This window comes from Bartonella sp. MR168JLCBS (assembly GCF_042194175.1).
On sequence record NZ_JBHIMP010000007.1, the window covers coordinates 1 to 14,024 of the forward strand.

The following is a 14,024-nucleotide window of genomic DNA, read 5'->3' on the forward strand; positions in this document are numbered from 1 at the left end:
TTTTCAAATACTGATTTCCCAAATCACCATTTTTTTCGTGTTTCATGATCGTCTTACGATCAAGCAAAGCTGTTGCAGGACTTGCAACAATATTATTAAGAATGAGCTCTGCTGGATAAGGCTTATCAAATTTCATCACCACTGTTTTCTCATCAACAGCTTGCAACGCATCATCAACATTTTGTTCTGTAATTCCATATTCATTAAAAATTGCCGCATTACCCATCTTCAATTTGACAACCCGCCTCATACCCCAAACAAGATCATTGGCATTGGCTGGCTTGCCATTATTAAACTTCAAACCATCACGCAAATGAAAGGTAATCACCGTACTGTGATCATCACCTGAAACATCCCAATGAGTTGCTAAAGCGGGAACCATTTTAGCAGGATCATCTGTCGCAGTACTGACTAAGTTATCACAAACATTGCGAACAATTTCACTTCCATAAACATCCGTGAGCTGCGCAGGATCAAACGTACTGATTGCATCAAGATTCCAAGCCATCACAAGGGTATCAGCCGGTGTTTTTGCTGAAACCTGTTGTACAACTACTCCCAGTGCAATAAGAGCAGCAACAAGAGATCCGCTACTTTTCAATATTTTTCTTTTTAAGTTCATAGACTTTTCCTTTTAAAGTTTATTGTATAAATTCCCCACGCAACAAGAATGTGCAAAATAATAAAATTAGACAAACCATAGGCTCTGAGAGATAACGTTTTAGAACTTTCAAATAACATCACTTATCAACCACTCCTCCTGCCCATAGTCCCCCCCAATATGCACCGAAAAACAATCTAATATATGATGAATGACATAACCCATCACCAATTATTGATGATATTACAACGTCTACCATTGAAGGGTATAAGACAAAGATTTCTTCTCTCTTGTCGGACAAGTTTAGCTCTTCTTTACTCTAGCGTTTTTATGCCATCAAAGGACAATCCCCTGTTAGCTCAAAAACCTTAATAACAAAGAGCCTTCATAATAATTTGATATTTCAACAAAACAGAAAAATTTGCCCATCGCCCAACATCAACCACCTCTACCCCTTCTGCAAAAGGAATTTTGGATTTTTCCATAATTCCCCACTAAATAACAGCTTCTCATTATATCTTATTTCCAAATAAAAGGAGCACGGGCACCACAAACCTCTGACATTCCCTCACGCGTTCGTACATAACAAAACTTTTTTCAATACTGTATTTTAAATACCTTTGCTCCTTTAACAACACTCAATTCATTGCTTGATTTTTTCCAGAAAAAAATCTTTTCAATGACTAAGGTTGAAATACCTAAATATAATACCTATATAAGCATACCCTTATCAGAATAGATAGTCTTTTTTTAAGTAAACTGTCTTGAAATATTATTTCTATACACAACAACAATAAGTCGGTTACAAAATCTTCAACGAACAAAAACTCTCACCCTGACGCGGAATATCGAAACGTTATAAAATTTCTCTACAAATTCTCAGAAACAAAAGGATACCCCTTCATTTCATTAAATGAAGCGCCCTGAAAATATCGCGAAAATGCAATAAAATACGCGTATATTTCAAAAAACAGCACTGTTATTACACCAGTACTAAGGTAGTGAACTTAAAAAAGTAAGAAAAAATAAAAAATATTTTTCTTTTATGATAATAACATCGCTGTACTATGTTAATACAATAAAAAACACGATCTTCGAAAGTATATTAAAATGAACCGAAAGAAAAAATTGTTAAATTCTTCTCATGCGTTTCTTGGAGGAACATTAAACCGTGTTAGTCTAAAATTGCTTATCCTTTCATTCTTCATTGGCATCGTAATGAATTTTTTGGGATGGACACCTCGAAACCTCATACAAAGAATAGTAGATTTTTTTCAATCACTATGGGAAGCAGGATTTATAACGCTTACAAATTTCTTTCATATAACTATGACGGGAGCTATTATTGTTGTACCTATTTTTCTTATCTTACGAATTTTTCATAAAAAATAAAAGCCTTAACATTTTCCTTGTGCTAATCTTTTCGAAAAATCAAACGACATAAAAATCCTGTAGTAATAGCAATAATCACTGCAACAATACCATATAAAAAACGATACTTGTGCGCTGCATAAAAAATTGTATAAGCGATATGTGCTTTAACAATTTCAAGAGTCGTTGTTGCACTATCAATAAACTGTCCATCACGAAAAAGATAAGCACGAACTTTATAATGTCCAACAGGAATATTTGCTGGCAAACGAAAATGTGCTGTGAAAAGTGTGTCAGAACCAAAACGAACACCACCTACTTCCTCGTAATAAAGGCTTTTAGCTTTTTGCAATTTTATAAGTTCATCGCGAAAGCTTTGTATTTTTTTCTGATCTTGTTCATCCGTCTGTAATGGCAAATAGAGTAATCCTAACCCTAAGCGTTTATAATCTTCAATACTCGTAATATCGTCAATTTCACGTGTTGTGACCATAGAGTAAAAAAGAGGAACCTTTTTAAAAATAAGAGAATCTGTATTAACCCATACACCGGCATTGCGTTTTTTTTCTCGCATCACCATTGTCCGATCTTGTCCCTCCAAGCTTACAACAACATCATAACGGTTCTGTCGAGAATATAACGGATCAATATTTTCCAAAACACCAGCAATATAAAGATCACGACCAGCAAAATTTGCATCCACAGTAATCGTATTCGTTGTTACGATAATTTGGACAGTTTCGTGGTCAAGTTGATCAATGGATGTAGCTGGCGTCCCAACATGTGACCATGTAGAAAAAGAAATAAAATAAAAGAAACCTGCAATGATGTATAAAAAAAATAATCTACCCATTTTTATCTCATAAGAATATCCAGAGAGAAAAGATTATCAGGGCGTATAAATAATTGAAAAGCAAGACGCATACACACAATCAACACTAAACATGCAAGCGCCATACGCAGTTGTTCAGCCTTTAACTTCCGTCCAGCCCTTGTTCCATATTGCGCACCAATACTTCCTCCAAGCATTAACAAAAAAGCCAAGACAATATCAACGGACTGATTAGTCATACTTTGCAAAACTGTCGTGAAAGAAGACACAAATGTAATCTGAAAAAGTGAAGTCCCAATCACCACACTGGTTGGAACACGCAGAAGGTAAATCAATGCTGGTATCATAAAGAACCCCCCACCAATTCCCATAATAGAAGACAACAACCCCACAATGAGACCAATCCCTAAAACTGGAATAATGCTAACATATATCATAGATGTCCGAAAACGCATTTTTAAGGGTAAGCGATGAATCCAGTTATGTCGACCAGCAAGACGAATATTGGCTTTTCCTGCCTTACGCTTGCGCATCATATCATACCAACTTTCAACGATCATCAAGCTTCCTACACTTCCAAGAAGAATCACATAAAGAAGCGAAATCATTAAGTCTAATTGACCTAACTTTTTCAAAACAGAGAAAACCTGAATCCCGATTAAAGAACCACCCCCTCCTCCAATCGCCAAAAGAATACCAAGTTTAATATCGAGCGTACGTCTTCTAAAATGTGTAATTGCTCCTGTTACAGATGACGCAATCATCTGGTTAGCACCTGTTCCAACAGCAATAGCAGGAGGAATATTATAAAAAATCAATAATGGTGTGATGAGAAACCCACCACCGATTCCAAAAAGGCCTGAAAAAAAACCAGCAACGACTCCCATACCAATCAAGATCAGCATATTGAGTGACATTTCAGCAATTGGTAAATAAATACTCACTTACAGAACCTTCAAGATAATCTGAGGTTTTTTTAACAATTAGAGAATCCTTCTCCAATTATCCTCTTTTCCAATAATCTTTGTTGCGTGTTTAAAAGAATAATTCTAGTTGCTATAGCTTTCGTACAAACACGAATGCGCAATACATTTCACATCTATTAACATCAACATCATACAAATTAAAAAAAACGAGCTCCTTTTAAAAAGCTATAAAGACATAACGTTACCGCTACCACAAATACAACGGTTAAAAAACAAAGAACACTTTTTTTTACCAAATAAGATGAAAACGAGACATGTTCCCGAGACTGCGCCTTTAAAGAAGAAAAACCATTCTCACTGCAATGATTAGATACCTGAACACCCATCATACCCTTTTCTTCTATCACAGCACGCTTCACTACTCCCTTATCCTTTTTAAAAGAAGGTTTCAGAGCATCACTGGGCAAAGAACTTCTATTTTCTTGCTGCAACGTATTTTCAACATTTGTTTGGAGTGGAATTATACCGTTTTGTTTCGAAAAATTTTGCATCTTTTGAAAGAATAAACGTTCTTGATTTTCCTGACATTCCATATGAGCAAGTTTTTGTACAACAGAATCAGGTGATTTTGAACGAGATACCCGTCGTGTTACCGCTTCTTCTTCTAAGCTTTTTTTTTCACTCTGCAAACTTTTAACAATTGTTTTAATCTGCTCTAAAGACTCAAAAAGCTTTTTTTCTCTTTGACAACGTATATAATGCTCAGCCAAAATAGCTCGACTAATATCATCTAAGTAAGATTTAAAATGCTCTTCTACAGAACTCTGCTGCATCAAAGAACGGGGCGGATGCTTCATTTGCATTTGCGTATAAACGGTGCGTAATTTTTGAGCAATATCCGACATCGTTACTTCTACAGAAGTATCCATTCTTTCTTTCTGTTCAACAAAAGAAAAGAATTTACCATTCCTAACCTGATTGGTCGCCTGATCGATCGTATGACCCTTCGTATTCACAAACGCCTACCCCTCATTAATCTTTTTGAAAAGAATCGCAACAAATGATGAGATAGTGTGCTCTATTTTAGTAAATAGAGCTTTAAGAACTCCTAAAAACTTTTTTGTTAGAAATATTTTCCCCAATCTTTATCCAAAATATTTGTTTGAAAGACAGATCTTTAATTTTTCTGTCTTCAAGATTTGAAGAGCAAAATCATTCCCCCATTTTTATCTTTTTCACTTAATTTTTCATTGTATAAAGGACCTACTGCACCATCATAAACAAAGCATAAGAAACTAAAAAAGAATATTCTCACAAGACAGATTGATTTTTTTACTTTTTATTCAAGCAAATAAGGCAATTATAGCAATGCAAAAATATGAAGATTGAAAATAACGACGAGAAAGTACAAGTAAACGTAAAAAAGCTTATATGAAAGATAACACAGGCTATAAATGAGACTTCATTCTAAACAATTTGGTTTCTTATGAGTATTGCTATAAACTTGTGGTCATACAAACAAAGAGGATCATTATGAAGATAATTGTCGCTGTCAAACGTGTTGTTGATTATAACATCAAGATACGCGTCAAACCCGATAGTACAGGTGTTGATCTGTCTCACGTAAAAATGTCTATGAATCCTTTTGATGAGATAGCCGTGGAGGAGGCTATTCGCCAGAAAGAATCCGGTAAAATTTCAGAAGTTCTTCTTGTTTCAATTGGCCCAGAAGCAGCCCAAGAAACTCTACGAACAGGACTTGCAATGGGCGCTGATCGCGCACTTCTTGTCACAACGGATAAAACACTTGAACCCTTAGCAATTGCTAAGGTTCTCAAAGCTATTGTTGATGAAGAAAAACCCGATATGGTCTTTTTAGGAAAACAAGCAATTGATGATGATAGCAACCAAACAGGACAAATGCTCGCAGCTCTTCTTGGTTGGGGACAGGCAACTTTCGCTTCACATCTTAACATAGAAAATGGGCATGCTACAGTTACTCGTGAAGTTGATAATGGAACACAAACTCTTTGTCTTCCCCTTCCCATGGTTATGACTGCCGATCTACGGCTCAATGAACCGCGTTACACCTCTCTCCCCAATATCATGAAAGCAAAAAAGAAAATCATTGAGCAAAAATCTCTTGCTGATCTTGGCATCGATACGGAAGCACGCTTAACAATTTTAAGCGTTGAAGAGCCAAAACCCCGTCAATCCGGTATTAAAGTGGCGAATGTAGTAGAGCTTGTCAGTGCGCTAAAACAAAAGAACTGCATTTAATATTCTCACCACTAGAGTAAAAGCAACACTCACATAAAAGGGCAAAAACTTATGGCAATTCTTTTATTGGCTGATCATAATACAGAAGAAACAGCAAAAGCGCTCACCGCTGCACGCGCACTCAGTAATGATATCGATATTCTGGTTTGCGGAGAAAAAATTCAAACGATAGCGGAAAATAGTGCTAAACTTAATAGTGTGCGGCAGGTTCTTATTGCAAAAGCAGACTATTTAGCCCATCAACTTGCCGAGCCTATGGCAGATACAATTCTCACGTTAGCAAATGATTATGATGTGATCATGGCTGCATCCAGCAGCACTGGAAAAAATGTGATGCCACGCGTAGCAGCCCTTCTTGATCTTATGCAAATTTCAGATATTACCGCCATTCTTTCACCCGATACCTTCAAACGACCCATTTATGCAGGCAATGTACTTGAAACTGTCCGTACCAATGATCATAAAAAAATTATAACAGTTCGCACAGCTTCTTTCACACCAACGCCTTCCCAAAATAATTCTGCTCCCATTAAAATAATAACACCAGCTCCCAATCCAAATCTTTCTTCTTTCGTAAAAGAAGAAACCAACAAAATTGATCGTCCTGATCTTACCTCTGCACGTGTTATTATATCAGGCGGGCGTGGTCTTGGTTCTCAAGAACAATTTATGGCACTTCTTCTTCCCCTTGCAAACAAATTAGATGCCGCTTTAGGTGCCAGCCGCGCAGCAGTTGATGCAGGCTACGCTCCCAATGACTGGCAAATTGGACAAACAGGAAAAGTCGTTGCCCCTGAACTCTATATCGCCGTTGGCATTTCCGGTGCAATCCAGCATTTAGCCGGTATAATGGATGCACAAATTATTGTTGCCATTAATAAAGATGAAGAAGCTCCCATCATGCAAATTGCCGATTACACCCTTGTAGGTGATCTCCACCAAATTATTCCAGAATTAGAGAAAGCTTTATAAGTTATGAATGCATTTCCGCATGACCAACGTGAAAGTATGGAGTTTGACATAGTCATTGTCGGAGCAGGACCTGCAGGGCTTTCTGCCGCAATTCGCTTTAAACAAATTAATCCTGAGCTTTCTGTTACAATTGTTGAAAAAGGGACCGAAGTTGGTGCACATATTCTCTCGGGCGCAGTTGTTGACCCCATTGGTATCGATACACTCTTACCAGAATGGAGAAATGACAACGACCATCCCTTCACAACCCCTGTCACCCAGGACCAATTTTTTTTTCTAAAGCCTCAAAAAGCGACACTATTGCCCAATATTTTGCATCCCAGAATCTTATCAAATAACGGATGTTATATCGTTTCGCTTGGGAGCGTCTGCCGCTGGCTAAGCAAAAAAGCTGAAGCGTTGGGTGTTGAAATCTATCCTGGTTTTGCAGCAACAGAGCCCATTATCCAAAAAGATAACGGAGCTATCATTGGTGTTCTCACCGGTGATATGGGGCTTAACAAAGATGGAACCCCTGGAAAAAATTATATGCCTGGTATGGCATTATTGGCAAAATATACTCTGATTGCGGAAGGAGCACGCGGCTCAATTGCAAAACAACTGATAAAACATTTCAACCTTAGCAAAAATCGTGAACCACAAAAATTTGGTCTTGGACTCAAAGAGCTCTGGGAAATTGATCCCCATAAACACCAACGCGGTTTAGTGCAACATTTCACTGGTTGGCCCTTAGACAATAATACCGGTGGTGGTGGCTTTCTTTATCACCAAGAAAACAATGTCATTTCTGTCGGTTTTGTTGTGCACTTAGATTACAAAAATCCTTATCTTTCTCCTTTTGAAGAATTTCAACGTTTTAAAACACATCCAAAACTCTATGAAATCTTCAAAGGTGCAAAACGTCTTTCCTATGGTGCACGTGTTATCAGCGAAGGAGGTTGGCAATCTGTACCAAAACTCACCTTTCCTGGTGGAGCACTTATTGGCTGCTCTGCTGGCTTTGTCAATGTTCCTCGTATCAAAGGCTCACACAATGCCATCTTATCTGGCATATTAGCTGCCGATAAAATCGCTACCGCTCTCGCGCAAGGACGTGCCCATGATGAGGTCAAAGAAATCGAAGAACAGTGGCGAAAAGGTCCCATTGGCAAAGATCTTTATAAAGTGCGAAATGCCAAACCGCTCTGGGCACAATATGGGACAAAATATGGAATTAAACTTGCCGGTTTTGATATGTGGTGGCAACAGCTGTTCGGATTTTCCTTATTTAAAACACTCCCCCACAAAAAGGAAGATTATGAATATCTTGAACCAGCAAAAAAATTTCAACCTATTGCTTACCCAAAACCAGATGGTGTTGTAACCTTTGATCGCCTTTCAAGTGTTGCCCTTTCCAATACGCACCATGAAGAAAATCAACCTTGCCATTTAAAAATAGCCTCATTAAGAAAACAAAAAGACTCCGAATATGCAATCTATGGGGCACCTTCCACACACTATTGCCCCGCCGCTGTCTACGAGTGGCTAGAGTATAATGATCATCTGACTTATATTATCAACGCTTCAAATTGCATACATTGTAAAACATGCGATATCAAAGATCCGAACCAAAATATCACTTGGACCTGTCCGCAAGGCAATGAGGGCCCCTTCTATCCCAATATGTAATGCCCCAATGTATAATCATTGTTCATTCTCCTAAAATTGAAATATACAATTAGCCTTAAACGTTTCTAAGGTACTTATTATACTGTTAAAGCTGTAGAGAATATGAAAAAATGAAATATTTTTCTGATAAGGGCTTATATTTGATCAATAACAATACAATTAGCTGTTTATGTTTCAAAACAGGCTGTTTACATTTGCTCAGAAAAACAGTTTGGATATCAATAGAATATTTGAAAGATAGGCGTTATGGAAATAGTCTAAAAAGCTTAGCTTTTAAAAGAGCACAGCCAAGCGTGAGATGGTGGCATAGGTAAAATTGTTTTTTGGTTCTCGAAGGAAAAACTTTATAGAAAATCGTGGAGCTGATAGAATATTGGTTACATCTGGAATTTGTTTTACTAAAAAAGATAACGCGGATCAAAATAGATAATAATGTTAGATTAAGACGTTAAATATGAGATTATCTTATTGTAGTGTAATCGATTATTCGAGTAAGGTAAGCCTTTATAATGATAAAAAAATGCGCTGATAAAAATGAGCCCAAATGGCTTATGGGTATGGATAAAACTCTTGTGGTGAGGGAAATTTGATGAAAAGAAAAGAGCATGTGTGAAAAAGCATATTTTATAGGTGCGCATGCTTATTCTGCACCCGTTATAGAATCAGGGCTTTATCTTGTGGCAACGCCTATCGGAAATCTTGCAGATATTACGCTTCGTGCTTTGCAAGTGCTTGCAAGAATTGATATTTTAGCGTGTGAGGATACACGGGTAACACGTATTTTGTTGGAACGTTACGGTATTCAAAAAAAAACTTTTCTCTATCATGAATATAATGCGCAAAAAGCGGGTCCGAAGCTCTTAGCGGCTTTAGCAGAAAACAAAACAGTAGCGCTTGTTTCAGATGCGGGAACACCACTTATTTCTGATCCCGGATTTCGATTGGTGGAAGAAGCCCGTAAAGCTGGTCATAAAATTATTCCTATTCCTGGAGCATCCGCTCTTTTAGCCGCTCTTATACCGACAGGGCTTCCTACTGATAGCTTTTTTTTTGCAGGTTTTTTGAGTGCACGCAAGCTACAGCGCAGAAAACGGTTGGAACAATTAAAAGAGATTCCAGCAACTTTAATTTTTTATGAATCACCGCATCGTCTTGTTGAAACTTTACAGGATATGGTCACTCTTTTTTCGGCTGATCGACCTGCTGCCATTTGTCGTGAATTAACAAAGAAGTTTGAAACAGTAGATGTTTCCAATTTAGGGAATTTGTTGGAAAATTACAGAAAACAAGCACATATTCGTGGGGAAATTGTTGTGCTTGTTGGAGAATCATCCTCTTCTTTAAATGTGATAAGTGATCAAGAAATTGATGAAATGCTATTAGAACGCGCGCAGACACATTCTGCTGCTCAAGCAGCAGCTTTGGTTGCAAAAGAGACCGGTTTTAAAAAGCAGGAACTTTTTCAGCGGTTAGTTTTTTTAAAAAATGCGTAAGATGATACAAAAAAAACGCAGACAAAAGTCTTTTTATCGAGGGATCCGTGCAGAAAAATTGGCAGCTTGGTGGCTACGTTGTAAAGGGTTTCACATTGCCGAAATGCGTTTTAAAACAAAATGTGGGGAAATTGATTTAATTGCACGACGTGGAAATCTTGTGTTAATTGTTGAAGTTAAAGCACGTTCAACGTTGGCTGAAGCAATGGAAGCGGTTTCCCGAATGAATGAAAAGCGAATTGAGGCAGCAGCCGATATTTGGCTCGCACGGCAAAAAGATTATGCCCTTTTATCTGTACGCTTTGATTTGATTGCAATTTTACCTTGGCGTTGGCCACAGCATATCCCTGCATTTTTTACATCTAATCAATAAGAGGCAGCCCCCATTTTAACCATACTCAATAAAAAACATTTCGTTTTTATGTGCATATGCGTTAAAAAGTGTGTAACCGTTTGAGCGCTATAAGGAGTGAAATATGGATGATTATGAAAAGTTTGCAACAGGTTTACTCATTGTTTTTGGAGCGCTGATTATTGGTGGTTTAATGGCAATGCATATTGTACTTATGAATAAACCAGGTTTTTTATTTGCATTAGCCGCAGCTGTTGTTGGTTGGTTTTCTGCTTTTGCCGTTCTCTTTGACAAACCAAAAATCTATTTGGGCTTGATTATTCTTGCTATGATATGTGTTGCCTCTTCAATTAGCGCTTATGTTAGTTAAAACACCTGAAATGTTGATTGAGATTCCTTTTAAAATATAAAACTGAGAAATAGAAATGAAACTTGGCTTTTTGGGAACGGGTACAATCAGTGCTTCAATGGTGAATGGACTCATGACAAGCACCTTTGATGTTTCTTCCATTATTGTTTCACCTCGCAATGCACAAACAGCAGAGCGCCTTTCAAACACTTATGATAAAGTTATAATTGCTGAAAATAACCAAGCGTTGCTCGATATTAGTGATTGTGTTTTTCTTTGCTTGCCCAACCAAATTGCAGAAGGCGTTTTGCGCTCTCTTCATTTTCGTCCAGAACAGCTGGTTATTTCCGTACTTGCTATGGCAAAAGCAGCAGAAATAGAAGAGTGGATTAATCATAAAGTTTATCGTGCTGTTCCATTACCTTTTGTTGCAGAATGCAAAAATTTGACACCAGTCTATCCCGATCATCCCTTTTTACGCACTTTATTTGATGCATTGGGGGGCACATTGGTGCTGGATAAGGAAGAGCAATTTAATCTTTTTATGACAGCTGGTTCTCTGATGGGAGTATATTTTAATTTTATAGAAACAGCCCATCAGTGGTTTATAACACAGGGGTTAAAAAAACAGCAATCAGCAGAATTCCTTACCATGATGTTTGGAAATCTTACGGATGAAATGCGTAAAATTATAGCAACGAATCGTTCTGCATTTCTCGATTTTGCACTGCTTGAAAAAGAGTTTTCAACAAAGGGTGGAACAAATGAATTTTTGTCAAATTACTTTTCTCATCAAGGGGGAAGGAATGCTTTAACAACGGCTCTTGAGGCTACTTTGCAAAAAATGAATGCTTCTAAAAAGACTTGACCAACATTTTTTTATCATCTCAATAAGAAAGAGCTAAATGTTGAAGATTTATATCAAGAAAACTCATATCGAAAAATGCTTTTTACACCTGAAAAAGATACCATCTTATGAAAAGAATTGATTTTTAAAATATTTTTTACAACCTTTTACAATTTTTCTAAATTATTTTTATTTTCTGTCTTCTTCTTTTATCCTCAATACCAATATTTTTTTCTACCTCATGGCTCTATCTCTTCTAATTTGGGTCCCCTTCAGGTTATCCAAACGCATGAATAATTTTTTGTTTATTTAACCTATATACTCCACTCACACATTAAAACCTCCCCTTACAAAGAAGCAACTATTTTTACGTCTTCCATGATTGTGTTTTAATAAACTTTCTCAAACAAATATCCATTTAAAAGAGTTGATTTTTTATTTGATCAACAATTTTACGATACAGTTTAGTATGCTCTTTACTAGGCTTAGCAACAAAAATAGGGATCCCCTCATCTGAAGAAAATCGTAAAGCTGCATCAAGCGGTATTTCCGCTAAGAAAGGGACTTCTCGACGTTCCGCTTCTGCCCGTGCACCACCATAGCCAAAAATATCATAGCGTTTTCCCGTATCAGGAGCGATAAAATAACTCATATTCTCAATAATTCCTAAAATAGGAACATTGACTTTCATGAACATTTCTATTGCTTTACGCGCATCCACTAAAGCAAGATCTTGGGGCGTAGAGACAACTAACGCACCTGTTAATTGTACCTGTTGTGCAAGCGTTAGTTGTGCATCCCCTGTACCGGGCGGCATATCAACGACTAAAACGTCCAGAGGTCCCCATAAAACGTCTCGTAACAATTGCGTTACCGCTGCCATAACCATAGGACCACGCCATACTACCGGCTTTTCTTCCTCAACCAAAAATCCCAGCGACATCAATTTAAGTCCGAATTTTTCAAGAGGTTGAATCTTTTTTTCTCCAATGAGCTGTGGTTTTTGATTAACAAGTCCTGTCAAACGCGGCAAAGATGGACCATAAATATCAGCATCCATCACCCCCGTCTTGAAACCAGAATCTTGTAAAGCTAAGGCGATATTTATTGCCATCGTAGATTTTCCGACCCCTCCTTTTCCAGAAGCAACAGCAATCACATGCCGCACACCTTCTATGGGCATTTTGATAGGTAAGAGATTTGCTCTCCGTCTAGGTGCTGCCTTTGTTGTTTTTTCTGCTGTAAGTGTGATAACAACAGATTCCACTCCCTCCAAAGCACATACCATCTTTTCAGCAGAACGACGCAATGATTCCCATTCTTGCACACCTCCATCAGGAACTGTAATGGAAAAAAAAACCTTACCATCAGCAATCAATATTTCTGAAAGAAGCCCCAACGACACAATATCACTTTCAAGATCTGGTCCTTTGATTTTACGTAATACGTTGCGGACAGCCTCACTTGTAATAGAATCCACGTTCTTTCCTCTCTATAAAAATACCAGCAAATATAAGCATAAGAACGAAAAATACTTACAGGTTCATCACCTGATAATTTTCTACTTTACTCAAAATTATAAAGTATAAATTACTTATATCTTTTCTCTTTAAAAATATGAAACCATCCTTAAATAAAGAATCTCAAACATAAAATCTGCTATAAAATCCTATCAATCGTGTTTGTCTACAACCACTTTAATGAATGTTCTGATAAAAATTTTGTAAAAACAAAAACTGAAAAAAATTTTAATATTAAAGGATACTTTAAATTGAGTATACAATAATCAGTCACACTTTCTTTAATTCTTTAACGCCCTAGTCATTTATTTTCTATAGACTCAATCGTTATTTCTGACACTCTTACAGTATCGTAAAAAAAGTATCACAGACAATTATAAGGTGTTTTGTATTCTTTCAAGAGCGAGAAAAACAATCTAAGAGAAAAACAATCTAAGATTGACTTTTTTTATATTTTTCCTTATGGGTTAACAGCCGTATGATAGGATAAAATCGTTCATCTCGCGCATAACTGCTCATAAAACGAAGATTAAGAAGGGCCGCACTCCGCGGTATTTAAATAAATGAAACGTACTTACCAACCCTCTAAACTTGTCCGTAAACGCCGCCATGGGTTTCGTGCACGCATGGCTACAGCTGGAGGACGTAAAGTTATTGCTGCAAGACGTGCTCGTGGACGTAAGCGGCTCTCTGCTTAACCATTTAAATTTTCACAACCGTTGAGGATTGCTCACCGTTTCTTCGTTGTGAAACTTTTGTTATGAACCTCTAATGCCTGCTTGCAGGCATTTAGTGAAATTGCGAAATGTTCTT

The 14,024-nt window shown here is 37.3% G+C and carries 14 protein-coding genes; 9 read left to right on the forward strand and 5 right to left on the reverse strand.

The window, feature by feature from the left end; translation table 11 throughout:
* On the reverse strand, positions 1 to 622 hold a 622-nt coding region (locus ACFIK8_RS05690), incomplete at its 3' end, for an ABC transporter substrate-binding protein (RefSeq protein ID WP_375636338.1).
* Positions 623 to 1,711: 1,089 nt separating this feature from the next.
* Here ACFIK8_RS05690 and ACFIK8_RS05695 point away from each other — a divergent pair.
* Positions 1,712 to 1,993, forward strand: a complete 282-nt coding sequence (locus ACFIK8_RS05695; RefSeq protein WP_375636337.1) for a DUF6460 domain-containing protein — start codon at positions 1,712 to 1,714, stop codon at positions 1,991 to 1,993.
* A 22-nt stretch (positions 1,994 to 2,015) separates the two neighbouring features.
* On the opposite strand, the gene ACFIK8_RS05700 is transcribed toward ACFIK8_RS05695, so the two are convergent.
* The 3 genes from ACFIK8_RS05700 to ACFIK8_RS05710 all read right to left on the reverse strand — a co-directional run bounded on the left by ACFIK8_RS05700 (position 2,016) and on the right by ACFIK8_RS05710 (position 4,746).
* Positions 2,016 to 2,825, reverse strand: coding sequence for a TIGR02186 family protein (locus tag ACFIK8_RS05700; RefSeq protein ID WP_375636335.1), 810 nt, complete (start codon positions 2,823 to 2,825; stop codon positions 2,016 to 2,018).
* A 2-nt stretch (positions 2,826 to 2,827) separates the two neighbouring features.
* Positions 2,828 to 3,748, reverse strand: coding sequence for a sulfite exporter TauE/SafE family protein (locus tag ACFIK8_RS05705; RefSeq protein ID WP_015856288.1), 921 nt, complete (start codon positions 3,746 to 3,748; stop codon positions 2,828 to 2,830).
* Between the two features lie 179 nt (positions 3,749 to 3,927).
* Positions 3,928 to 4,746: a hypothetical protein gene (locus tag ACFIK8_RS05710; protein WP_375636332.1), complete on the reverse strand. Its 819-nt coding sequence runs from the start codon at positions 4,744 to 4,746 to the stop codon at positions 3,928 to 3,930.
* A 517-nt stretch (positions 4,747 to 5,263) separates the two neighbouring features.
* Between ACFIK8_RS05710 and ACFIK8_RS05715 the strand changes: the two genes are divergently transcribed.
* The 7 genes from ACFIK8_RS05715 to ACFIK8_RS05745 all read left to right on the forward strand — a co-directional run bounded on the left by ACFIK8_RS05715 (position 5,264) and on the right by ACFIK8_RS05745 (position 11,712).
* Complete coding sequence (locus ACFIK8_RS05715; RefSeq protein WP_375636331.1) at positions 5,264 to 6,010, forward strand: electron transfer flavoprotein subunit beta/FixA family protein; 747 nt, start codon at positions 5,264 to 5,266, stop codon at positions 6,008 to 6,010.
* A gap of 51 nt (positions 6,011 to 6,061) precedes the next feature.
* Complete coding sequence (locus ACFIK8_RS05720; protein ID WP_375636330.1) at positions 6,062 to 6,982, forward strand: electron transfer flavoprotein subunit alpha/FixB family protein; 921 nt, start codon at positions 6,062 to 6,064, stop codon at positions 6,980 to 6,982.
* Between the two features lie 3 nt (positions 6,983 to 6,985).
* Positions 6,986 to 8,650, forward strand: coding sequence for a 4Fe-4S dicluster domain-containing protein (locus ACFIK8_RS05725; protein WP_375636328.1), 1,665 nt, complete (start codon positions 6,986 to 6,988; stop codon positions 8,648 to 8,650).
* Positions 8,651 to 9,255: 605 nt separating this feature from the next.
* Positions 9,256 to 10,143 (forward strand): 16S rRNA (cytidine(1402)-2'-O)-methyltransferase, encoded by an 888-nt coding sequence (gene rsmI, locus ACFIK8_RS05730; protein ID WP_375636326.1) that lies wholly within the window; start codon positions 9,256 to 9,258, stop codon positions 10,141 to 10,143.
* A 4-nt stretch (positions 10,144 to 10,147) separates the two neighbouring features.
* Positions 10,148 to 10,516 (forward strand): YraN family protein, encoded by a 369-nt coding sequence (locus ACFIK8_RS05735; RefSeq protein ID WP_375636343.1) that lies wholly within the window; start codon positions 10,148 to 10,150, stop codon positions 10,514 to 10,516.
* Between the two features lie 103 nt (positions 10,517 to 10,619).
* The gene (locus ACFIK8_RS05740; protein WP_015856281.1) at positions 10,620 to 10,865 is read left to right on the forward strand and encodes a hypothetical protein; all 246 of its coding nucleotides are present in this window, start codon (positions 10,620 to 10,622) and stop codon (positions 10,863 to 10,865) included.
* A 55-nt stretch (positions 10,866 to 10,920) separates the two neighbouring features.
* Entirely contained in the window at positions 10,921 to 11,712 is a 792-nt protein-coding gene (locus ACFIK8_RS05745; protein ID WP_375636324.1) for a pyrroline-5-carboxylate reductase, read from the forward strand.
* Positions 11,713 to 12,109: 397 nt separating this feature from the next.
* Here ACFIK8_RS05745 and ACFIK8_RS05750 read toward each other — a convergent pair whose 3' ends face one another.
* Entirely contained in the window at positions 12,110 to 13,171 is a 1,062-nt protein-coding gene (locus ACFIK8_RS05750; protein ID WP_375636322.1) for an Mrp/NBP35 family ATP-binding protein, read from the reverse strand.
* Between the two features lie 603 nt (positions 13,172 to 13,774).
* Between ACFIK8_RS05750 and rpmH the strand changes: the two genes are divergently transcribed.
* Positions 13,775 to 13,909 carry a 50S ribosomal protein L34 gene (gene rpmH, locus ACFIK8_RS05755; RefSeq protein WP_005864709.1) on the forward strand — a complete coding sequence of 45 codons (135 nt, stop codon included), beginning with the start codon at positions 13,775 to 13,777 and terminating at the stop codon, positions 13,907 to 13,909.
* The last annotated feature ends 115 nt before the right edge of the window (positions 13,910 to 14,024 follow it).

Coding starts and splice junctions, on each gene's coding strand:
- ACFIK8_RS05715 (WP_375636331.1), top strand. CDS start 5,264: ATGAAGATAATTGTCGCTGTCAAACGTGTTGTTGATTATAACATCAAG.
- ACFIK8_RS05700 (WP_375636335.1), bottom strand. CDS start 2,825: ATGGGTAGATTATTTTTTTTATACATCATTGCAGGTTTCTTTTATTTT.
- ACFIK8_RS05720 (WP_375636330.1), top strand. CDS start 6,062: ATGGCAATTCTTTTATTGGCTGATCATAATACAGAAGAAACAGCAAAA.
- rsmI (WP_375636326.1), top strand. CDS start 9,256: ATGTGTGAAAAAGCATATTTTATAGGTGCGCATGCTTATTCTGCACCC.
- ACFIK8_RS05695 (WP_375636337.1), top strand. CDS start 1,712: ATGAACCGAAAGAAAAAATTGTTAAATTCTTCTCATGCGTTTCTTGGA.
- ACFIK8_RS05745 (WP_375636324.1), top strand. CDS start 10,921: ATGAAACTTGGCTTTTTGGGAACGGGTACAATCAGTGCTTCAATGGTG.
- ACFIK8_RS05740 (WP_015856281.1), top strand. CDS start 10,620: ATGGATGATTATGAAAAGTTTGCAACAGGTTTACTCATTGTTTTTGGA.
- ACFIK8_RS05725 (WP_375636328.1), top strand. CDS start 6,986: ATGAATGCATTTCCGCATGACCAACGTGAAAGTATGGAGTTTGACATA.
- rpmH (WP_005864709.1), top strand. CDS start 13,775: ATGAAACGTACTTACCAACCCTCTAAACTTGTCCGTAAACGCCGCCAT.